The organism is Micromonospora sp. NPDC048830 (assembly GCF_043198215.1).
In the GTDB taxonomy this organism is placed as follows: domain Bacteria; phylum Actinomycetota; class Actinomycetes; order Mycobacteriales; family Micromonosporaceae; genus Micromonospora.
This window is the reverse complement of record NZ_JBICUP010000001.1, coordinates 110,473-130,991: the sequence shown is the minus strand read 5'-3', so window position 1 is coordinate 130,991 and position 20,519 is coordinate 110,473. Positions and strand designations below refer to the sequence as shown.

Here is a 20,519-nt window from a genome sequence, read left to right as displayed (position 1 = left end):
CGGCGATAGGCTCGCCCGGTGGACGCGGGGAGTCGCCCCGCGGTCGCGAACGGAGGAACGGCACCGTTGAGCACGGAAACCGCGTCCGCCGCGGAGCGGGCCGCCGTACCGTCGGTGGTGGACTGGGCGGAGGCCCGGGCCCGGGCGTACGCCGCCGGTCGGTCCGCCGCGCTGCCCGCCGTCGACCGGCCGCTCGCCGACACCGACGGACTCACCCTCGCCGAGCCGTTGACCCCCGCCACCGACCTGCCCGCGTTCCCCACCTCCAGCGTCGACGGCTGGGCCGTGCGGGGCGACGGGCCGTGGCGGGTGGTCGGCCGGGTGCTGGCCGGTGGCAGCCCGCCGCCGCTCGCCGAGGACGGCACGACGGTCGAGATCGCCACTGGCGCGATGGTGCCCGAGGGGGTCACCGCCATCCTGCGGGTCGAGGAGTCCACCCGGACGGCCGACGGCCGCATCGCGGGCACGCCGCGGCCGCACCCCGAGTGGCGGCGGCCGGGCGAGGAGGCGTACGCCGGTGAGGAGCTGCTCCCAGCCGGCACGCCGGTCGACCCGGCGCTGATCGGCCTGGCCGCCTCCTGCGGGCACGACACCCTGCGGGTGCGCCGCCGGGCACGGGCCGCGCTGCTGGTCTTCGGCGACGAGTTGCTGACCTCCGGTCCGCCGGCCGCCGGCCGGGTCCGCGACGCCCTCGGCCCCGCCGTGCCGGCCTGGCTGCGCCGGTACGGCTGCGAGGTGCGCCCGGTCGACGTGACCGGCCCGGTGGCGGACACGCTGCCGGCGCACGTCGGGGCGCTGCGCGCGGCGCTGGCCGAGGCCGACCTGGTCTGCACGACGGGCGGCACGATGCACGGCCCGGTCGACCACCTGCACCCCGCGCTCGCGGAACTCGGCGCGGACTACGTGGTCAACACGGTGGCGGTTCGTCCCGGATTCCCGATGCTGCTCGCCCGGCTCACCGACCCGGACGGTCGGGTCCGCTTCGTCGCCGGCCTCCCCGGCAACCCGCAGTCGGCGATCGTCGCGCTCGTGTCGCTGGTGGCGCCCCTGCTCGCCGGCCTGTCGGGCCGGCCGGAGCCGGTGCTGCCGCACGCCACGCTCGCAGAGCCGGTGCCGGGGCGGGGCGACTACACCCACCTGGCCCTGGTCCGGCTGGACCGGGTGGCCGGCACCGCCCACCCGGTGCGCCACGTCGGCTCGGCGATGCTGCGCGGGCTCGCCGGCGCGGACGGGTTCGCGGTCATCCGCCCCGGCACCGCCGGGGAGCCGGGCGACCGGGTGCCGGTCGTGCCGCTGCCCCTCCAGCCTGGGGAGCGGGCGTGGTGACGGCCGCCCCGAATTCCGGCGGAGCGGGCGTGGCCACGGGCAGCCCCCTCGGCGCGGACGCGGCGACGGACGCCGGCGCGGTGACGATCTTCGGCACCGTGACGGACGAGCCGCTGGACCTGGCCGTGCACGAGGAGGCGGTCGCCGACCGGCGGGCCGGCGCGGTGGTGTCGTTCCAGGGCGTCGTCCGCGACCACGACCACGGCCGCGCGGTCACCAGCCTGGAGTACGAGGGTCACCCGAGCGCCGCAGCCGTGCTCCGGGAGGTGGCCGCCGAGGTCGCCGCCGACCCCGACGTGTACGCGGTCGCGGTGTCGCACCGCGTCGGCCCGCTCGGGATCGGCGACGTGGCACTGGTCGCGGCCGTGAGCACCGCGCACCGGGCCGCCGCGTTCGCCGCCTGTGCCCGGCTGGTCGACGAGGTCAAGGCCCGGCTGCCGATCTGGAAGCGGCAGGTCTTCGCCGACGGCACGGAGGAGTGGGTCAACTGCCCCTGACGGCCGGCCGCGGTGCGTCGGCCGGCGCCGGTCAGCGGCGGGCGTACGCCGAGGCGGCGCGGCCCAGCCGGTCGGCGTAGAAGGCCGGCTCGGCGCCCGGCCGCCAGGGCAGCGCGGCGACCAGCACGATCAGCGCCACGGCCAGCGAGTTCTCCATGAGCGCCCCGAAGAGGCCGTCCTGGTAGTGCGACACCTCGGGGAGTTGGTGTTCGTACGGCCAGATGGGCGAGACGAGGAACAGCAGGTAGAGCCCGACCGCGGCCACGCCGTGCCGGAGCCCGGTCAGCGTGGGGTACCAGATCGGCGGGCGCAGGCCGTTGACCCCCGGCACCCCGCCGTACGGGAACACCTGGCCTGCGCGCTGTGCCAGGCCGCGGCTGGCCTCCCGGCGCCGTACGGCGGCGTCGGCGAGCACGATGATCGCCGGGATCACCCACACGAGATGGTGCGACCACGAGATCGGGCTGATCACGTTGGCGGTGAGCCCGACCAGGGTGAACGCGGTCAACTCGTCGCCGTCGGCGCGGGCGGTGGCGGCCCGGGACAGCCCGAGCGCCAGCACCAGCACCGAGAACGACAGCCAGAGCAGGCCGGGCGTCTCGATCGAGTCGTAGAGGCGGGCCAGCAGACCGGCGAGCGACTGGTTCGGGGTCATGTCGGCGGCGCCGACCCGCTCGGTCTGCCACAGCACGCCGCCGAAGTACGTCCGCGACTCGGTGCCCACGAGGGCGAAGCCGGCGAGGGTGACCCCGACGGCAGTGCCGATCGCCGTGGCCGCCGCCCGCCACTGCCGCGTGATCATCAGGTAGGCGATGAACAGCGCGGGGGTCAGCTTGACCGCGGTGGCCAGGCCGATGCCGGCCCCGGCCCAGACGCCGCTGAACACGAACCGGCGCAGCGGACTGTCGGCCGGGTCGAACCGGGTGCCGCGCCTCGCCCGCCAGCGCAGCCCGACCATGTCGGCCATGATCAGGGCGAAGAGGAGCAGGTTGACCTGCCCGTACCCGAGGGTCTCCCGGCCCGGCTCGATGGCCACCGCCATCGGCGTCGCGATGCCGACGGTGAACCACAACGGCCAGCCGAGCCGGTCCATGATCGGCCGCAGCAGCGCGGCCAGGACCAGCGCCAGCGCGGCGATGCTGGCCAGCGCGTTCAGCCACCCGGCGGCCGCCACCGGGACCAGCGCCATGGGCAGCATGACCAGGCCCCCGAACGGCGGGTACGTGAAGCCCAACGTGGTGGAGGGGGCGATGAATTCGTACAGGTCATGGCCGCTCGCCCACCACACCACCGCGCCGTGGTAGATCTTCATGTCGAAGAAGTTGTACGGCCGCCCGAAGGCGCCGACGGCGAGCCACGCGGCGTAGGCGACGGTGGCGATGATCCCGGCGCGGACGGCAGTCCTGCGGTCGAGGCCACGGGTCATACGGCGGACCGGGGCGAGGCGGTCCATCCGTCGTCCGACGGTCGCCGGCATGGCGTGGCCACCCCCGTACCAAGATCGTCCTACCCGTCCAGGTCCAGCAGGCAGCCTAGAACGGCGCCTCACGTTGATGCCTCCCGCGTTATGCGACCGTGTCCGATCCCACACATGTTTTTGACATTTCCACCGCGTTAACGCCTAGCGGGTGGTTCAGGTGATTTTCTACGGGGGCGGCAGCGGGGGCCGGGAGGGGGTGGAGATCCGCAGGTCAGCCGGGCAGGCGGCGGGCGGCAGCCGCCGAGCGTACGGCGATCCGGGCCTCGCGGCGGGCGGTGCTGACCGCGCGCCGCACGGACCGTCGCGAGTGGTCGATCCGGTGGCCGGCGCGCCACCGCAGGCCCGGCTTGCCACCGCTGTCGGCGGCGGCCAGCAGCAGCCCCCCGAAGAGCCCGAGGTTCTTGAGGAAATGGACCTGGTTCTGTGCCCGCTGGGCCGGGTCGTCGTTGCTCCAGAAGGGATGGGCGGCGGCGGTGGTCGGAATCAGCGTGCCGGCGAGCAGCAGCGCGGCCGGCCGGGCGAACCTGCCGGTGGCCAGCATCAGGCCGCCGATGAGGTGGGTGGCCGCGTTGACCCTGATCAGCGTCTCGGCGTCGGTGGGCAGGCTGGGGGCGACCTGCTGGATGAACGGGGCGACCCGGTCGGTGACCGGCTTCGCGGCCGGGACCAGCCGACCGGGGTTGTGGAAGTTGCGGGCGCCACTGACCACGAAGATGCCGCTCAACATGACGCGGGCGAGGGAGCGCACGGGTTTCATGAAATAGTCATACCCCTTCGTCCGGTCGGCTACCCCCGCAACGGCGCGATCCGATCGGCGTCGGGACGGGTCGGACAGGTCCCAGCGCCACGCCGATCTCGGTGACAGTCGCTGGTGGACCCGCTCCGGACGGTAACCTCGCCCGGGTGACGACGCTGCGGCTCCGCCCGGAAGGCCCGGCCGACGCCGGCCCGGTGGGCCGGGTGCTGGCCACGGCCTTCGCCCGCCCGGACGTCCTGGCGCCGCCAGAGGTGGGGCTGGTCGAGGAGCTGCGCGGCACCGCCGCCTGGATTCCCGAACTGGCCATGGTCGCCGAGTACGGCGGGGAGGTCGTCGGGTACGCCCTGCTCACCCGGGTGCGGGTGCGAGGCGACGGCGGGGACGCCCCCGCGCTGGCCCTCGGGCCGGTGGCGGTGGCGCCGCACCGGCAGCGGGTCGGGCACGGCACGGCGGTGGTGCAGGCGGGCCTGGACGCGGCCACCGAGCTGGGCGAGCGGCTGGTGGTCGTGCTCGGTTCCCCCGCCTTCTACCGGCGCTTCGGCTTCACCCGGGCCGACCGGCTGGGGCTGACCAGCCCGTGGTCCGGCCTGGGCGACCCCTGGCAGGCGCTGGTCCTGCCGGCCAGCTCCAGTGGGGACGGCCTCGCGCCGCGCGGCGAGGTGCTCTTCCCGTCGCCCTGGGCGAAGGTCTGACGCGCCGTCCGGCGGGTAGTGGGCCGTCAGGCGGGCTGGGTGCGCAGGTACCGGCCGAAGTGCGGAACGGTGAACGCCACCGTCCCGCGCTCCCCGGAGTAGATCAACCCCTTCTTGATCAACGCGTCCCGGGCCGGGGAGAGGCTCGCCGGCTTCCGCCCCAGCGACCGGGCGATCTCGGCGGTCGGCACCGCGGCGTCCATGTCGTCCCGGCCGCCGGCATCCCCCTCCACCAGGGACAGCGTCGCCATCGCCCGCATGTACTCGCGCTCGGCCGGGGTGGCCCGCTCGAAGCGGGAGCCGAAGAAGCCGACGGCCAGTTCGGCCTCCGCCTCCGGGGCGGCCACCCGGACGTCCGCCGCGGTGATCGGGGAGCGCGGCGCATGGTCCCAGGTGGCCTTGCCGTACGCCTGGACGAAGTAGGGGTAGCCGCCGGACTTCTCGTAGAGCAGGTCGAGGGCCTTGGGCTCGTACTCGACATCCTCGCGCTCGGCGGGCGCGCAGAGCGCCTGGTCGGCGGCGATCCGGTCGAGGCGGTCGATGCGTTGGTAGCGGAACAGCCGCTCGGAGTACGACTTGGCGGCGCTGAGCACGGCGGGCAGGTGGGGCAGGCCGGCGCCGACCACGATCAGCGGGGCGCCGAGCTGGGACAGCTCGTGGCAGGCGGCGCAGAGCGCCGAGACGTCCTCGGCGCCGAGGTCCTGCATCTCGTCGATGAAGATCGCGATGCCGGTGCCGACGTCGCCGGCCACCGCGGCGGCGTCGCTGAGTAGTTCGACCAGGTCGATCTCGATGTCCCCGGAGTCGGCGCGGCCGGTGGCCGCCGGCACGTCGATGCCGGGCTGCCAGCGGTCGCGCAGCCTGGGGGCGGCGCCGGCCCGCCCGGGCGGCGCGGACCGCTGGGCGAACGCCTTGAGCACCCCGAGGAACGCCTCGATCCGGTCCGGGGCCCGGTGCCGGGGGGCCAGCTCGCGGACCGCCATGTGCAGGGCGGCGGCGATCGGGCGGCGCAGCGACTGGTCCGGCCGGGCCTCGATCTTGCCGCTGCCCCAGAGCCGCCCGATGGCCTGCGAGCGGAGGGTGTTGAGCAGCACGGTCTTGCCGACGCCGCGCAGGCCGGTGAGCATCAGGCTGCGTTCCGGGCGGCCGCGCGCGATGCGCTCCAGCACCACGTCGAAGACGTCGAGTTCCCGCGCCCGCCCGGCGAGCTCGGGCGGGCGCTGGCCGGCGCCCGGGGCGTACGGGTTGCGGACCGGATCCACGAATCGCACAGTATCGGGCTGTCTAGCTGCGAGGCTAGACATCCGTAGATGCGGCTACCGCCGTGTCGCCGGCCGCCGGGGGCAGTGGGATCGGCCGTCGAGACAAAACTAGGGCTGTCTAGCGTGGATGCTAGACAGCCCTAGTTTCGGCTACCGGGGGCTATTTGAGCTTCTTGAGGCAGAGCACGTAGTCCAGGAAGTCGACCGAGTTGTCGTGGACGTAGTTGGCGGTCGACTCAGGGGCCAGGGTCTCGCACCGATCGCCGTCCGCGGTCGCCGGGATGCGCAGCAGAATCTTGTACGTGTTCGGCCCACACGGCACCTTGCGCAGCTCCGCGTCGTCGTCCGTGCCGTCGTTGACGACGCAGTCGCCCTTGGCGAACTCATCGTCGTCGTCCTCGCTCGGGCTCGGCTCGGCCGTGGTCGGGGCCGCCGACGGCTCGTCGCTGGGCTCCACGGGGCCCGAGGAGACGCTCGGCGCCGGCACGACCGGGTCGTCAGCCACGTCGGCCGCCCGGTAGATCCCCCAGCCGGCCAGGCCGAGGCAGGGACAGAGCACCAGCACGACCACCAGGGCGATGATCAGGCCGACCCGCCGGCCGTTCCCCTTGGCGGGCGGGGCGACCGGCCCGGGGCCGTACCCGGGTGGCGGCGGCGGACCCCACGGCCCCGCCGGCGCCGGCTGCCCGACGGGCGGGACGGGGCCGCCGGGAGCGGCGCCCGGCTGCCCGGCCGGCGGGAACGGCCCCGGCGGGGGGTACCCGCCCGGCGCGCCGCTGGTCGGCGGCGGGTACCCGCCCGGCTGTCCGCCGCCCGGCGCGGGCGGCGGGTAGCCGGAGGCCGGCGGCTGGTCACCGGCGGGCGGCGGGTATCCGCCACCGGGCGCCTGGTTCCACAGCGGGGCGGTCGGGGGCTCGGCCCCGCCGACCGGCGGCGGGCCCCACTGCGGCAGGGTCGGGTCGACCGGCGTGCCGCCGCCGGAACCGCCCGGCGGCCGGGCGTACGGGTCGTCGGGCGAGCCGGAGCCGGGTGGTCCGAATGATGACATTTCTACCCCAGGGGTGTGGCGATCGGCGAGCAATCGGTCAGCGGAGCTTGAGGCAGAGCACGAAGTCGAGGGTGTCCAGCTGGCTGTCGAAGAAGTACCAGTTCGTGTAGCCCTCCACCTTGGCACACTTCGTCTCGGCGTCCTTTTCGCCGCTGGTCTGCCCGTCGAAGCGGCGCAGCACCTCGTACGTCCTCGGCGCGCACGGGGCGATGAGCAGCTTGGGTTTGCCGCCCGTCGGCCCGTCGTTGCGGACGCACTGCCCGACCTTGACGAACCGGGGATCCGCCGACGATTCGGGAGCCGGACCGGTCGGGGCGGGGGCCGTCGAGTCGTCCTGGGCGTTCTCGGGCACCCCGTCGCTGCTCGGCAGAGCCGGACCCGCCGCCGGCGGCGCGTCGTCCCGGCCGAGCAGATACCACGCTGTCGACCCGCCGGCGAGCAGCACCACCAGGGTGGCGAGCACGGCGAGCAGCGGGCCCCGCCCGCGCGGGCGCTCCGGCGGCGGCGCCGGCTCCTCGGCGTACGGCTGCGTGTCGCCGAAGCGCGGGTGAGGCGTGCCGCCGTACGGGAGGTCCGCGTAGCCGTCGTCGGAGTACGCCGGCGGGTACGCCCCGGTGCGCCCCGGGTCGGGACCGGGCTGGTGGCGTGGCGGGTACCCCGGATGCGCCGCTCCCCGGTCGGCGTCCGGCCAGGGCCGGCCCGGATGGTCGTACCTCTCCTCGGGGCGCTGTTGCGGCCAGGGTGGGTGTGGGTCGTACCTGTCGTCGGGTCGCTGCTGCGGCCACGGCGCCGTCGGGTGGCCGTACCCCTCGTCGCGCCGTCGTCCCGGCCAGGGTGTGTTCGGGTCGTCCCCCTCCTCGGGCCCTCGTCCCGGCCACGGCCCGGGACCCGCGCCCGGCGGTCCGTAGTTCGACATGCGCACCCTCCTGCCCAGGTGGTGAGGCCGGCCACCAATGAGGGACACCGACGCCCAGTCACCGTAGCGTGGCCCACCGATGAGCTCATCCTCCCCGGGCGTGACCTCTGCCGCCGCCCCGGCCGCCCGGCCGGCCGGGCGGACGACGGCCCGCCCCGCGCTGATCTGGGCGGCGCTGGCCGTCGTGTACGTCCTGTGGGGATCGACCTACCTGGGCATCCAGGTCGCGGTGGAGTCGCTGCCGGCGCTCGCCTCGGCCGGCCTCCGGTTCGCCGCGGCCGCCGCCGTGCTGGCGCTCGTCCTACGGGTACGCCGGGGCGCGGGCGCGCTGCGGGTCGACCGGCGGCAACTCGCGTCGGCTGCGTTGGTCGGGGTGCTGCTGCTGGCCGGCGGCAACGGCCTGGTCGTGCTCGCCGAGTCCGGCCGGCCCGGCACGGCGGTGCCCCCCGGCATCGCCGCGCTGCTCATCGCCATCGTTCCCCTGCTGGTCGTCCTGCTCCGGGCGGCCACCGGGGACCGGCCCCGGTTCTGGACGTTCGCCGGCGTGAGCGTCGGCTTCCTCGGCCTGGTCCTGCTGGTGCTGCCCTCCGGCGGGTCGGCGGCCGTGCCGCTGGCCGGGGCGCTGACCGTGGTCGCGGGGGCCGTCTCGTGGTCGATCGGATCGCTCCTCTCCGGACGCCTGCGGATGCCCGCCGACCCGTTCGTCGCCACGGTGTACGAGATGATCGCCGGGGCCGTGGCGCTGGCCGTGCTCGCCGCCTGCCGGGGCGAACTGCGGGACTTCGACCCGGCGGCGGTCAGCGGGCGGTCCTGGCTGGCCCTGGCGTACCTGATGGTCGCCGGCTCGCTGGTCGCCTTCACCGCGTACGTCTGGCTGCTGCACCACGCGCCGATCTCCCTGGTCGCCACGTACGCGTACGTGAACCCGGCGGTCGCGGTGGCGCTCGGCGCGCTGTTGGCCGCCGAACCGGTCACCGCCCAGGTGCTCCTCGGCGGGGCCGTGATCGTCGCCGGGGTGGCGCTCGTGGTCAGCACGGAACGCCCCGGACGGCCCGCCGGGGCGGCGGACGGTACGGCCCGGCGGTAACGTCCGGCCGGTGTCCGCCGGTCCGCTGACCCTCGTCGCTTCGGCCGAACCGCTGGCCGGCTTTCCCGTGCTCGGGTTGCCGGCCGTGCTCGGGTTGCCAGCCGGCTATCCCGCCTTCTGGCTGCTGGCCGGGGTCGCGGTGCTCGGTGGGGCGGCCGGTGCCGCTGCACCGTGGCTGGCCCGGCGCTTCACCCCCGGCGACCGGGACCTGCCGGCGGCCGGCGTGACGGCGGCGGTCGGGGCGGTCGTCTTCGCGGGCCTCGGCGTCGCGCGTGTCGGTCCGGCGTTGCCGGCGTTCCTGGCGGTCGCGGCGGTCGGGCTGGTGCTCGCCGTGGTCGACCTGGCCTGCCTCCGGCTGCCGGACCGGCTCGTCGGGGCGGCGGCGCTGGCCGCGGTGGCCGGCCTGGGCGCGGCGGCGGGGATCGGCGGCCAGCCGCACCGGCTCCTCACGCCGCTGGCCGGGGCGGCCCTGTCGTTCGCCGGGTACGCGCTGCTGGCACTGCTGCCGGGCGCCCGGCTCGGGTTCGGCGACGTGAAGCTGGCCGCCGCGCTGGGGCTGCCGCTCGGCTGGCTGGGCTGGCCGACGCTGCTGGCCGGGCTGGTCCTGCCGCACGTCCTGCACGGGTCGGCCGTGCTCGGCCTGCTGGCCGCCCGCCGCGTCCGCCGGGACACCCTGCTGCCCCTCGGGCCGGCCCTCCTGGCGGGCGCCTGGCTGGCCGTCCTCCTGACCTGAGCCGCGCCCGCGCCGCTACCGCCGCCCACCCCACCTTCCCTTCACAGCAGGCGGAGTTGGCGGTCCTTGGGGCGGCGGGGTTCCGCCTCGCCGAGGCGCTCGAACAGGCCCGGGTCGATCACGTCCAGGAAGGGGGACGGGCGGCAGTCGCGCTCCGCGCCGTGGCGCGTACGGCGGGCCGCGTGGCTGACGTAGAGGCGGTCCTGCGCGCGGGTGAGGCCGACGAAGAAGAGCCGGCGCTCCTCGGCGATCGCGTCGTCGTCCGGCTCGGAGCCCGGCCAGCGCAGCGGGAGCAGGCCGTCCTCGCAGCCGACCAGGAAGACCACGGGGAACTCCAGCCCCTTCGCGGCGTGCAGGGTCAGCAGGGTGACCGCCTCGGCGCGCGGGTCGAGGGCGTCCACCTCCGCGCCGGTGGCGAGTTGGGACAGGAACAGCCCCAGGTCGTCGCCGCAGCGGCGGGCCAGCGGGGTGAGCAGGTCGACCGCCGCCCGGACCTCCTCGGGGCGTACGGTGCCGGAGCCGTCCAGGGTGGGGGCGGCGAACCGGTCGGCCACCACCTGGCCGGCGAGCCGGACCCGGGCGGGCAGCCCGCCGCCGAGGCCGTCGGCGTGCCGCAGCTCGCGGGCGATCGCGGCCACGCCGGGCCGGTCCCGCAGCCGATCGTGCGAGCGCTTCTGCACCGGGATGTTCGCCCGGGCCAGGGCGTCCATGATCGGGGCGGCCTGCGCGTCCGTCCGGTACAGCACGGCGATGTCGGAGAACGACAGGTTCGTCGACCGGCCGTCGATCCGCCCCGAGTCCAGCGAGCGGTGGGACAGGCCGCCGACCAGTTCGTCGACGGTGCGTACGACGAAGTCGGCCTCGTCGGCGACGGACCCGGCGGCGTACCGGCCGACCAGCGGAGACTCCGGGTCGAGCCGGGCCGGGTCGAGCCGGCGGTCCCGCACCAGCGACGACGGCGCGATGGCCTGCACGGCGGCGGCCAGAATGGGCGTGGAGGAGCGGTAGTTGCGGTTCAGGCGCACCAGCCGCGCGTCGGTGAAGTCCTGCGAGAAGCGCAGGAAGTAGCCGACGTCCGCACCCCGGAACGAGTAGATCGCCTGGTCGGGGTCGCCGATCGCGCACAGGTTGCCGTCGGCGGGGCTGAGCAGCCGCAGCAGCTCGTACTGGACCGCGTCGACGTCCTGGTACTCGTCGACGAAGATCCACCGCCACCGGTCCCGGTACCGGTCGACCAGCCTCGGATCGGCGCGCAGCAGCTCCACCGGCAGGGTGAGCAGCTCGTCGAGGTCGACGAGGTCACGCTTGCGCAGCAGCGCCGTGTAGGCGGCCTGATCGTCGCCGGCCTCGTCCCGGGCCGTCGCGCGGTCCGCGTCGTCGGCGATCCGGAAGTCGTCCGGCAGCCCGGCCGTCCCCGCGTTCTCCCGCAGGATGGTCAGCCCCAGCGAGTGGAACGTGCCGACGGTGATGTCCTCGGCCACCGGCCCGAGCAGCCCGTCGAGGCGGTGGCGCAGCTCCTCGGCGGCCCGCCGGGTGAAGGTGATCGCCAGGCAGCGTTCGGGGAAGACGTTCAGCTCGGCGCACAGGTACGCGATCCGGTGCGTCAGCGTCCGGGTCTTGCCGGTGCCCGGCCCGGCGACGATCAGCAGCGGCCCGCCCGGGGCGGAGGCGGCCACCCGCTGCATGGCGTCCAGCCGGTCCAGCAGCCCGGTGCCGACCTCCTCCATGCCGGCGAGCATCGGCTCGAACGGCTCGTGCGGGGAGGGCTGCGGCGCGATCGGCGGGGGCGGCGGGGGCGCCTTGCGCTTCGGCTCGGCCTTCGCCGCCGGGCGCCGGGCCTTGGCCTTCGCCGCCGGCTCCGGGGCCCGCTGCGCCGGCACGGGTACGTCGAACAGCGTCTCCGCCTGCGGCCCCGCGGCCGTCCCGCCCAGCTCGCCCGGGTCGAACAGGGTGATCACGCCGTACTCGCCGTCGTAGCCGGGAACCCGGCGCACGTCGCCGCGCCGCAGCCGGCCGATGCCCTCGGCGAGCAGTTCCCCGCCGACCCGGCCGATCTCGTCGAGCGGGGCGCGGGTCAGGATGTCCAGCTCCGGGCCGAGCGCGGCGACCAGGTCGTTGAGCTTCCCCTCGACCTTCTTCGACCGGGGGCCCACCTTGTTGATCTCACCGAGGATCTCCGCCAGCGGCACCAGGTGGGTGACCTCCCGGGCGTGCGCGGGACGGTGCCCCTCGGGTCGGTCGGCCAGCTCCTCCACCCGGCTGAGCACGCCGACGGTCAGTGGCTTGCCGCACTCGGGGCAGCGCCCGCCCGCGGCCCGGGTCTGCTCGGGCGACCAGTTGACGCCGCAGAGCCGGTGCCCGTCGGCGTGGTACTTCCCCTCCTCCGGGAAGAACTCGATCGTCCCGGCCAGTCCGTCGCCGGTGCGCAGCGCCTCCCGGATGGCGAAGTAGTCCCGGCCGGTGGCGAAGACCGTCGCCTCGCGGGCCAGCGCCGGTGGGGAGTGGGCGTCGGAGTTGGAGACGAGCCGATAGCGGTCCAAGCTGCCGACCCGCCAGTTCATCTCGGGATCGGAGGAGAGCCCGGTCTCCACGGCGAAGACGTGCTCGGCGAGGTCGGCATAGCAGTCGGCGATCGCGTCGAAGCCGGACTTCGAGCCCAGCGCCGAGAACCACGGCGTCCAGATGTGCGCGGGCACGAGGTAGCCGTCCGGGCTGGACTCGAGGGTGATCTCCAGCAGGTCCCGGGAGTCGAGGCCGAGGATGGGCCGGCCGTCGGAGGCGATGTTCCCGATCCGGGCGAGAGCGGCGTTGAACCGCTCCACCGCGTCCAGGTCGGGCAGGTAGACCAGGTGGTGCACCTTGCGGGTGCGGTCGTCCCGCTTGTAGATGGTGGAGATCTCGACGCTGAGCATGAACCGGACGGGGTCCGCCTCAGCCTCGCTCGCCAGCCGGGGCGGCAGCCGGCGGGCGATGTCCCGCTCCGCCTCGGGGCCGAGCCGGTACAGGCCCGGCTCGGCCGGGTGCAGCGTCTGGCGCAGGTGGTCGTACCAGGCGGGGTGGGTGAAGTCGCCGGTGCCGAGCACGCCGATGCCCTTGCGTCGGGCCCACCAGCCCAGGTTCGGCAGGGTCAGGTCGCGGCTGCACGCGCGCGAGTACTTCGAGTGGATGTGCAGGTCCGCGACGAACGGCGAGGGGCCACCGGGGGGTGCGGCGCTGAACGGAGGCACGCCGCATCCTGCCACGCCGCCCCGGCGCGCCGCTCTCCGCCACGCGTACGCGTGACCTGAGCAATCCACCTCTGGACATGCGCGGCCCTCGCCGCTATGCGTCCGCCGCCGCCCCTGGACCCGCGTTGATCATGGAGTTGGCGGGGCAAATCGTCTGATTCGGTGCCGTCAACTCCATGATCAACGAGGCGGAGTCCGGCCGGGACGGGGCGGGGGGCAGGTGGTAGCCGGTGCGTCAGGGGGTGCGGAGTTCGACCAGGGTGATCTGGGGGTTCGCGCCCACCCGGACCGGCGGGCCCCAGAAGCCGGCGCCGTTGGTCACGTAGACCTTCGTGCCGTCCACCTCGCCCAGCCCGGAGACCACCGGCTGCTGCATCGCCACCAGCAGGTTGAACGGGACCATCTGACCGCCGTGGGTGTGGCCGGACAGTTGCAGGTCGACGCCGAACTTCGCTGCCTCCACGGCGGCGATCGGCTGGTGGGCCAGCAGCACCACGGGGCGGCTCTGGTCCCGGTCGCCGAGCGCGGCGGCGTAGTCGGCGGGGGCGGCCAGCCCCGTGCCGGCGGCGCTCACATCGTTCACCCCGGCCAGGTCGAGCACGCCGCCCGGCGTACGGATCTCCTGCCGGACGTTCTGCAGCACCCGCAGCCCGAGCCGGTCCACCTCCTGCACCCACTCCTCCACCCCGGAGTAGTACTCGTGGTTGCCGGTGACGAAGAAGCTGCCGTAGCGGGAGCGCAGGTCACGCAGCGGCGCCGCCGCCTCGCCCAGCTCGGCGACCGAGCCGTCCACCAGGTCGCCGACGACCGCGACCAGGTCGGCGTCGAGTCGGTTGATCATCGCGACGATCCGCTCGGTGTGCGCCCGGCCGCGGAACGGCCCGAGGTGGATGTCCGAGACGGTGGCGATGCGCAGGCCGTCCATGCCCCGGGGCAGCTTCGCCAGCGGGATCTGCACCCGGTCCAGCCGCGGCGGGCCCAGCGCGTTGCGTACCCCGTACCCGGTGATGCCGGCGGCCGTGAGACCCGCGAAGATCGCCGCGCCGCGGGCCAGCAGCAGCCGGCGGTCGGGGTCGTGGTCGGGCTGGTCCACGGCTGCGGCGGCCGGCGGGTCCGCCGGGCCGGTCGCACCCACGAGCACCGGCTCGGGCGCGGCGGCGGTCGGCTCGGCGGCGGCCACCCGGCGGCGCAGCACCAGCCGGACGGCCAGCATCGGCACCTCGAGCACGGCGAGCACGACCAGCAGATAGAACATCAGCGCGAGCCACACGTACCCCGGCCAGGACAGCCAGTACCAGTCGGCCCGGACGCTCGCCAGGGTCGCGGGGATGAGCAGTCCCAGCACCACCGCCGCGACGGCGCCGACGCGGCGCCACCGGCCCGGGCCCGTGGTGTCCCGGACCACCCGCCTCCACAGGTAGAAGTGGATCAGGCCGAGGACGACGAGCACCACGACCACGGACAGCACAGCCGCCAACACGGATCCCCTCTCAGCCGCCTGCGAACGGCGGCAGCACGTCGATCGTGGCGCCGGCCGGCAGCGGTGCCCCACGATCATGACAGGCGACGCCGTCGACCAGGAAACTCGCAGCCCGCAGCACGGCGGCGAGGCGCTCGCCGTGCCGTTCGGCCAGCTCGCCGACCAGTTCGTCCAGGCAGCCGCCGGCGGGCACGCTCTCCTCGGCCGTGCCGGCGGCGGCCCGCGCCCCGGCGAAGTAGCGGACGGTCAGCACGCTCAACCTCCGATCGCCGACATCGGGCGGGCCGGCTGGAGGAAGGCCGGGTCGTCGATGCCGTGCCCGGCCCGCTTGCCCCACATCGCCGTACGCCACAGTCGGGCCAGCTCCCCGTCGTCCGCCCCGGCCCGCAGCGCCCCGCGCAGGTCGGACTCCTCCGTCGCGAAGAGGCAGGCCCGGACCTGGCCGTCGGCGGTGAGCCGGGTCCGGTCGCAGTCGCCGCAGAACGGCCGGGTCACGCTGCCGATCACCCCCACCCGGGCCGGCCCGCCGTCGACCAGCCACGTCTCGGCCGGCGCGGCGCCCCGCTCCGCCGGGTCCGGGGTGAGCTCGAACGCGGTACGCAGCGCGGCGAGGATCTCCTCGGCGGTGACCATGCTGTCCCGGTCCCAGCCGTGCTGGGCGTCCAGCGGCATCTGCTCGATGAACCGCAGCTCGTAGCCGTGCGCCAGGGCGAAGCGGACGAGCGCGGGAGCCTCGTCGTCGTTCACCCCGCGCATCAGCACGCTGTTGACCTTGACCGGGGTGAGCCCGGCGGCGGCGGCCCCGGCCAGGCCGGCGAGCACGTCGGCGAGCCGGTCCCGCCGGGTCAGCCGGGTGAACCGCTCCGCGTCGAGGGTGTCCAGCGAGACGTTCACCCGGTCCAGCCCGGCGGCCCGCAGCGCGGGTGCCAGCCGGCCGAGCCCGATGCCGTTGGTGGTCACCGAGATCCGGGGCCGGGGCTCCAGCGCGGCGACGGCGGCGACGATGCCGACCAGCCCCGGGCGGATCAGCGGCTCCCCGCCGGTGAACCGCACCTCGGTCACCCCGAGCCGCTCCACCGCCACCCGGACCAGCCGCACGACCTCGTGGTCGTCGAGCAGCTGCGGCCCGGCCAGCCAGGGCAGCCCCTCGGCCGGCATGCAGTACGTGCAGCGCAGGTTGCACTTGTCGGTCAGCGAGACGCGCAGGTCCCGGGCGACGCGGCCGTACCGGTCGACGAGGACGCCGTCGGTCGGTGGCGCGGCGGTCACCGTTCGACCGTAGCGCGCTCGGCCCCGCTCGGCGCAGTCGGTGGCGTGGCGGTCGCGCGGTCGGCCCCGCGCGGCGCGGTCGGTGGCGTGGCGGTCGCGCGGTCGGCCCCGCGCAGCGCGGCGTGGGCGGCGTCGCCCACCGCATCGCGGTACGCGGCGCCGAACAGGGCGGTGTGCACCAGCAGCAGGTGGAGCTGGTGCAGCGGCACCCGCTCCCGCCACCCGTCGGCCAGCGGCCACGCCTCCCGGTAGGCGGCCATGATCCGGTCCGCGTGCGGCGGCCCGCCGAACAGCGCCAGCAGGGCCAGGTCCGTCTCCCGGTGGCCGCCGTGCGCCGCCGGGTCGACCAGCCACACCCGGTCGTCCGCCCCCCACAGCAGGTTGCCCGGCCACAGGTCGCCGTGCACGCGCGCCGGCGGCTCGTCGCCGCCGAACTCGCCGATCCGGTCCACGACCTCCTCGACCAGGGCGGCCTCGGCGGCGGTGAGCGCGCCGTTGTCGACCGACATCCGCAGGTACGGCGCGAGCCGCGCGCGGGCGAACCAGGCCGACCAGGGCCCCGCGTCCGGGGTGTTGTCCTGCGGGAGCGCGCCGATGAAGCCGGTCCACTCCGCGCCGAAGGCGGGGGCCCCGGCGCGGTGCGTGGCGGCCAGCTCGCGGCCGAACCGCTCGGCGGCCTCGGGCGTCGGCTCGCCGGGCTCCAGCCACTCCAGCGCCAGCAGCTCCGGCAGCGCCACCACCACCTCCGGTACGGGCGCCCCGCCGGCCTCCCGCAGCCAGCGCAGCCCGGCCGCCTCGGTGGCGAAGAACTCGGCCGGCACCGCCCGCCCCGCACCCTCGGGCCAGGACTTGGCGAAGACGGAGTGCCCGTCGTCCAGGGTCAGCCGGGAGGCGGCGCAGATGCTGCCGCCGGAGACCGGGGTCTCCCTGATCCGTTGATGGGTGAGGAACGTCGGCAGGTGCTCCGGGTGCGACCGCAGGTACGCCAGGTCCATGAGCGCAAGGTAGCCGGTGTGGTCCCACCGGTGAACGCCCCGCGCCACCGGAGCGCCTGTTCGCCGGGCGGTGAATCGCGCTGACCTGCGCCGATACTCTCCGTGTCTGTGGACAACCCGCGTGTCGTCCACAGGGCCTGCCGGGGCGCCCCCGGGCGTCCCAGGCTGCCCCCATGACTCCGACCGACCGCCCCCGGCTCGCCGTCCGCTCGCCCGCCGACCTGATCGCCGCCGTGCCGTACCTGCTCGGCTTCCATCCCGCCGACAGCGTGGTGGTGGTCGCACTTCGGGGCCCGCGGATCGTCTTCGCCGCCCGCGCCGACCTGCCCGGACCGGGCGCCGACCCGCTCGACCCGGCCAGCCACCTCGCCGGCGTGATCGCGCGGCAGGGCGCGGAGTCCGCCACCGTGCTCGGGTACGGCGAGGCGGCCCGGGTCACCCCCGCCGTCGACGCGGTACGCGGGTCGCTGACCGCCGCCGGGCTGGCCGTGCTCGACGCGCTACGGGTGACCGACGGGCGCTACTGGTCGTACCTGTGCGCCGAGCCCGCCTGCTGCCCCGCCGAGGGCACCCCGTACGACGCCGGGGCCAGCGAGGTCAGCGCGGCGGCCGTGTTCGCCGGCCAGGTGGCGCTGCCCGACCGGGCGGCACTGACCGCGCAGGTGGCCCCGCTCGGCGGCCCCGCCGCGTCGGCCATGCGCGCGGCGGTCGCCCGTGCCGAGCGCCGCAGGGACGCCCTGCTGGCGGGAGCGCCGACGACCGACCTGATCGGCGGACGCACCCTGCGCCGGGCGGGGGTGAACGCCGTCCGCGCCGCCCTGCGCCGGCACCGCAGGGGCGAGCGGCTCCCCGACGACGAGGTGGCCTGGCTGACCGTGCTCCTGACCCACCTTCCGATCCGCGACCACGCGTGGGAACGCACCGACGGGCGGGACGGCGACATCGACCTGTGGACGGACGTGCTGCGTCGCGCCGCCCCGGAGCTGATCGCGGCCCCGGGTTGCCTGCTCGCGTTCGCCGCCTGGCGGGCGGGGCAGGGCGCGCTGGCGGCGGTGGCGCTGGAGCGCGTTCTGGCGGCGCATCCCGGGTACTCGCTCGCGCTGCTTCTCGACGAGCTGCTCCGCGCCGGGGTGCCCCCGTCCCGGCTGGACGGCTGGCCGGCGGTCAACCCGCCCGCCGTGCTCCGTCCGCGTCGCCGCCGCCCCCGTCGCCCCACCTGACCGGAGCCGCGACCGCGTCGGGCGGCTCGGTGGGGGCGCCGATGCCGCGCGATGTCGGCGACATCGGGCGGACGTGGGGGTGTCGGTGCCGCGATGTCGGCGGTATGGGGCGGATGTGGGGGTGTCGATGCCGCCATGTCGGCGACACAGAGTCGATCATGCGGTCAGCCGGCCGATCCACGGCCAGGTCGCGCCGTGCCGTGCGCCCGGTCAGGTCGCGCCGTGCCGTGCACTGGGTCAAGTCGCGCCCGCGCGCCGGTCAGGCGCTGTCGGCGCTCACCCGGTGAGCTGCCGTGTAGACGTTCATCGTCCGGCCGCGCAGGAAGCCGACCAGGGTCATCCCCGCCTCGTCGGCGAGGTCCGCCGCCAGGGTGCTCGGCGCGGACACGGCCGCGAGCAGCGGTATCCCCGCCATCCACGCCTTCTGGGTCAGCTCGAAGCTCGCCCGGCCCGAGACCAGCAGCAGGTGGCCGGCGAGCGGGAGCCGCCGCTGCCGTACCGCCCAGCCGACCAGCTTGTCGACGGCGTTGTGCCGGCCGACGTCCTCGCGCAGCACCACCAGTTCCCCGTCGGCGGTGAACAGCCCGGCCGCGTGCAGCCCGCCGGTGCGGTCGAAGGCGCGCTGGGCCGCCCGCAACCGGTCGGGCAACTCGGCCAGCAGCGTGGCCGGCACGGTGAGTGGGTCGTCGGCGACGGCGAAGGGGGATCGGGTCCGCACCGCGTCGATGCTGGCCTTCCCGCAGACGCCGCACGAACTGGTGGTGTAGAAGTTCCGGGCCGGGTCGACGTTCGGCTCGGGCACGCCGGGGGCGAGGACCACGTCCACCACGTTGTACGTGTTCGGTGTCTCCGCGCCCGCGCAGAGCTGAGCGGTGTGCACGTCGGCGTCGGAGCGGATCAGCCCCTCGGTCAGCAGGAACCCGATCGCCAGGTCCAGGTCGTCGCCGGGCGTACGCATGGTCACCGCGAGCGGGCGCCGCCGGCCCGGGCCGCCCGGCCCGACGCGGATCTCCAACGGCTCCTCCACCGCGAGGCTGTCCGGCCGGCGTACCGTCGCCCGCCCGTCCGCCGCCGCGTCGAGGTCGACCCGGAGCACGCTCCTTCGGTCCGTCGCCCGTCCCATCCCGCCATCCTGCCCGAACCGCCCACCCCGCACACCGGCGACCGACGCCGGGACCTCCCGTACGAAAGGGCCGGGGGACTCAGGCGGTGGCGGCGGGGCCCACGGACTCCTCGGCCCCGGCAGGCCCCTCGGCCCCGGCGTGGCCGGCGATCGCGGTCCCAGCCCCAGCGCGGCCGGCGATCGCGGTCCCAGCCTCGGCGTGGCAGACGGCCTCAACGCTGGCGGGACCGGCGGTCTAAGCCCGGTGCGGCCGGCGGCCTCAACGCTGGCGGGACCGGCGGTCTAACGATTTGGTGCGCGATAGCTGACCGACCCGCTTTGATCATGGAAACGGCCGTGCGGGACGATCGTGATTGTGACGTCAGGATGGGCCCGCACGGCCTTGTCTCATCGTATCTGCACCGGGATTCCGCGCCGACGGCTGGCCAAGCTGATCGTCGAGTTGGCCGACCCATGGACCGCGCAGCAGGAGTCAAGGCTGCGCGAACGCCGTGGTCGTGACCGCATCCGCGCTGCCGGCGCCGGCCCCGACCATGACCTGACCTTCACCGACCGGGTCATCGCCACCCTGGTCGTGCTGCGCTTCCAACTCCCGCACGCCGCCCTGGCCCTGTTCTACAACGTCGACCGCGCCACCATCACCCGAGCGGTGGGCGAGATCCGTCCACTGCTGGCCGCTCGTGGGTTCGCCGTGCCCGGCATGCCCGGCGTACGGCTGCGCACCCTGGGTCAGCTATCGCGCACCAAATCGTAAGCCCCGGCGGGACCCGCGGCCTCGGCGTCGGCGGGAGCCTCGACCTCGACCTCGACCTCGGCCTCGACCTCGGCCTCGACCTCGGCCTCGACCTCGGCGGACAGGGTGGCCTCCAGCCAGCTGACGATCAGCTCGGCCACGGCGTCTGGCGGCGGCATGGCGATGCCGACCGCGTTCTCCCGCTGCCACAACTCGAAGATGACCCGCTCCTGCGGCTCCACCACCGTGTGGCCCTCGTCCCGCAGCGCCGCCACGTGCCGCTGGGTGACCCGCTTGACCCACATCGAGCGGTTCATGCTGGGGAAGAACAGCGACGGGCGGTCGCCGGCCAGCAGTGCGGTCTGCGCCGGGTTGCCGGCCAGGCCGAGGGCCGCCGCGGCGATCGTGTTGGCAGTGGCCGGCAGGACCACGATGCCCAGGGACCGCTTCGCGAACTCCGTGGGGTTCAGGGTGGGATCGGCGCTGGTGTAGACCTCGTCGGCGTACCAGGCGGCCACCTGTGGCTGCACGAACCGCTCGGCGCTCGCCGTGAGCAGCACCCGCAGCGGCAGGTCGATCTCCTGGCGCAGCCAGGACAGGTACCCCGAGGTCGCCATCGCGGCGCTGGAGCCACAGACGATCACCGAAAGCGCGTCATCTCGCATTGCGACAGC

General features: G+C 75.3%; 19 protein-coding genes. 7 read left to right on the top strand and 12 right to left on the bottom strand.

Annotated elements, in window-relative coordinates; translation table 11 throughout:
• Positions 1-66 precede the first annotated feature (66 nt).
• Positions 67-1,326, top strand: coding sequence for a molybdopterin molybdotransferase MoeA (locus ACGFIZ_RS00625; RefSeq protein ID WP_393414016.1), 1,260 nt, complete (start codon positions 67-69; stop codon positions 1,324-1,326).
• Between the two features lie 80 nt (positions 1,327-1,406).
• A complete protein-coding gene (locus ACGFIZ_RS00620; protein ID WP_393414833.1) occupies positions 1,407-1,823 on the top strand; it encodes a molybdenum cofactor biosynthesis protein MoaE in 417 nt (138 codons plus the stop codon).
• 31 nt (positions 1,824-1,854) lie between these two features.
• Here the strand turns inward: ACGFIZ_RS00620 and ACGFIZ_RS00615 are convergent, their stop codons facing one another.
• Together ACGFIZ_RS00615 and ACGFIZ_RS00610 are read right to left on the bottom strand one after the other, a co-directional pair.
• Positions 1,855-3,300: a glycosyltransferase 87 family protein gene (locus ACGFIZ_RS00615; RefSeq protein ID WP_393414013.1), complete on the bottom strand. Its 1,446-nt coding sequence runs from the start codon at positions 3,298-3,300 to the stop codon at positions 1,855-1,857.
• Positions 3,301-3,514: 214 nt separating this feature from the next.
• Positions 3,515-4,060, bottom strand: a complete 546-nt coding sequence (locus ACGFIZ_RS00610; protein WP_393414010.1) for a DoxX family protein — start codon at positions 4,058-4,060, stop codon at positions 3,515-3,517.
• Positions 4,061-4,206: 146 nt separating this feature from the next.
• Here ACGFIZ_RS00610 and ACGFIZ_RS00605 point away from each other — a divergent pair, with 146 nt between their 5' ends.
• Positions 4,207-4,752 carry a GNAT family N-acetyltransferase gene (locus ACGFIZ_RS00605; protein WP_393414007.1) on the top strand — a complete coding sequence of 182 codons (546 nt, stop codon included), beginning with the start codon at positions 4,207-4,209 and terminating at the stop codon, positions 4,750-4,752.
• 26 nt (positions 4,753-4,778) lie between these two features.
• Here ACGFIZ_RS00605 and ACGFIZ_RS00600 read toward each other — a convergent pair whose 3' ends face one another.
• From ACGFIZ_RS00600 to ACGFIZ_RS00590, 3 genes are all read right to left on the bottom strand, one after another.
• Positions 4,779-6,014 carry an ATP-binding protein gene (locus tag ACGFIZ_RS00600; protein ID WP_393414004.1) on the bottom strand — a complete coding sequence of 412 codons (1,236 nt, stop codon included), beginning with the start codon at positions 6,012-6,014 and terminating at the stop codon, positions 4,779-4,781.
• 160 nt (positions 6,015-6,174) lie between these two features.
• Positions 6,175-6,600, bottom strand: coding sequence for a hypothetical protein (locus ACGFIZ_RS00595; protein ID WP_393414830.1), 426 nt, complete (start codon positions 6,598-6,600; stop codon positions 6,175-6,177).
• 499 nt (positions 6,601-7,099) lie between these two features.
• Positions 7,100-7,534, bottom strand: a complete 435-nt coding sequence (locus tag ACGFIZ_RS00590) for a hypothetical protein (RefSeq protein ID WP_393414827.1) — start codon at positions 7,532-7,534, stop codon at positions 7,100-7,102.
• Positions 7,535-8,078: 544 nt separating this feature from the next.
• Here ACGFIZ_RS00590 and ACGFIZ_RS00585 point away from each other — a divergent pair.
• Positions 8,079-9,065, top strand: a complete 987-nt coding sequence (locus ACGFIZ_RS00585) for an EamA family transporter (RefSeq protein ID WP_393414001.1) — start codon at positions 8,079-8,081, stop codon at positions 9,063-9,065.
• Positions 9,066-9,075: 10 nt separating this feature from the next.
• On the top strand, positions 9,076-9,798 hold the full coding sequence (locus ACGFIZ_RS00580) for a prepilin peptidase (RefSeq protein ID WP_393413998.1): 723 nt from the start codon (positions 9,076-9,078) through the stop codon (positions 9,796-9,798).
• Positions 9,799-9,839: 41 nt separating this feature from the next.
• Here the strand turns inward: ACGFIZ_RS00580 and ACGFIZ_RS00575 are convergent, their stop codons facing one another.
• The 5 genes from ACGFIZ_RS00575 to ACGFIZ_RS00555 all read right to left on the bottom strand — a co-directional run bounded on the left by ACGFIZ_RS00575 (position 9,840) and on the right by ACGFIZ_RS00555 (position 16,769).
• Complete coding sequence (locus ACGFIZ_RS00575) at positions 9,840-13,025, bottom strand: UvrD-helicase domain-containing protein (protein WP_393413995.1); 3,186 nt, start codon at positions 13,023-13,025, stop codon at positions 9,840-9,842.
• A gap of 235 nt (positions 13,026-13,260) precedes the next feature.
• A complete protein-coding gene (locus tag ACGFIZ_RS00570) occupies positions 13,261-14,502 on the bottom strand; it encodes a metallophosphoesterase (RefSeq protein WP_393413992.1) in 1,242 nt (413 codons plus the stop codon).
• A gap of 13 nt (positions 14,503-14,515) precedes the next feature.
• Complete coding sequence (locus ACGFIZ_RS00565; protein WP_347667362.1) at positions 14,516-14,764, bottom strand: MoaD/ThiS family protein; 249 nt, start codon at positions 14,762-14,764, stop codon at positions 14,516-14,518.
• Positions 14,761-15,774 carry a GTP 3',8-cyclase MoaA gene (gene moaA / locus ACGFIZ_RS00560; RefSeq protein WP_393413989.1) on the bottom strand — a complete coding sequence of 338 codons (1,014 nt, stop codon included), beginning with the start codon at positions 15,772-15,774 and terminating at the stop codon, positions 14,761-14,763. The genes ACGFIZ_RS00565 and moaA overlap by 4 nt, the downstream gene beginning before the upstream one ends.
• A complete protein-coding gene (locus ACGFIZ_RS00555; RefSeq protein ID WP_393413986.1) occupies positions 15,771-16,769 on the bottom strand; it encodes a fructosamine kinase family protein in 999 nt (332 codons plus the stop codon). Before ACGFIZ_RS00555 ends, moaA begins: the two co-directional genes overlap by 4 nt.
• Positions 16,770-16,942: 173 nt before the next feature.
• Here ACGFIZ_RS00555 and ACGFIZ_RS00550 point away from each other — a divergent pair, with 173 nt between their 5' ends.
• On the top strand, positions 16,943-17,989 hold the full coding sequence (locus ACGFIZ_RS00550) for a DUF4192 domain-containing protein (protein WP_393413983.1): 1,047 nt from the start codon (positions 16,943-16,945) through the stop codon (positions 17,987-17,989).
• 259 nt (positions 17,990-18,248) lie between these two features.
• Here the strand turns inward: ACGFIZ_RS00550 and fdhD are convergent, their stop codons facing one another.
• Positions 18,249-19,112, bottom strand: a complete 864-nt coding sequence (gene fdhD, locus ACGFIZ_RS00545) for a formate dehydrogenase accessory sulfurtransferase FdhD (protein WP_393413980.1) — start codon at positions 19,110-19,112, stop codon at positions 18,249-18,251.
• Positions 19,113-19,494: 382 nt separating this feature from the next.
• Here fdhD and ACGFIZ_RS00540 point away from each other — a divergent pair, with 382 nt between their 5' ends.
• Entirely contained in the window at positions 19,495-19,866 is a 372-nt protein-coding gene (locus tag ACGFIZ_RS00540; RefSeq protein ID WP_393413977.1) for a transposase family protein, read from the top strand.
• Here ACGFIZ_RS00540 and ACGFIZ_RS00535 read toward each other — a convergent pair.
• Positions 19,842-20,510 (bottom strand): flavoprotein, encoded by a 669-nt coding sequence (locus ACGFIZ_RS00535; protein WP_393413974.1) that lies wholly within the window; start codon positions 20,508-20,510, stop codon positions 19,842-19,844. The two genes, ACGFIZ_RS00540 and ACGFIZ_RS00535, sit on opposite strands and share 25 nt — an antisense overlap.
• Positions 20,511-20,519 lie beyond the last annotated feature (9 nt).

Coding starts and splice junctions, on each gene's coding strand:
- ACGFIZ_RS00555 (WP_393413986.1), bottom strand. CDS start 16,769: ATGGACCTGGCGTACCTGCGGTCGCACCCGGAGCACCTGCCGACGTTC.
- ACGFIZ_RS00535 (WP_393413974.1), bottom strand. CDS start 20,510: ATGCGAGATGACGCGCTTTCGGTGATCGTCTGTGGCTCCAGCGCCGCG.
- ACGFIZ_RS00610 (WP_393414010.1), bottom strand. CDS start 4,060: ATGAAACCCGTGCGCTCCCTCGCCCGCGTCATGTTGAGCGGCATCTTC.
- ACGFIZ_RS00550 (WP_393413983.1), top strand. CDS start 16,943: ATGACTCCGACCGACCGCCCCCGGCTCGCCGTCCGCTCGCCCGCCGAC.
- fdhD (WP_393413980.1), bottom strand. CDS start 19,112: ATGGGACGGGCGACGGACCGAAGGAGCGTGCTCCGGGTCGACCTCGAC.
- ACGFIZ_RS00615 (WP_393414013.1), bottom strand. CDS start 3,300: ATGCCGGCGACCGTCGGACGACGGATGGACCGCCTCGCCCCGGTCCGC.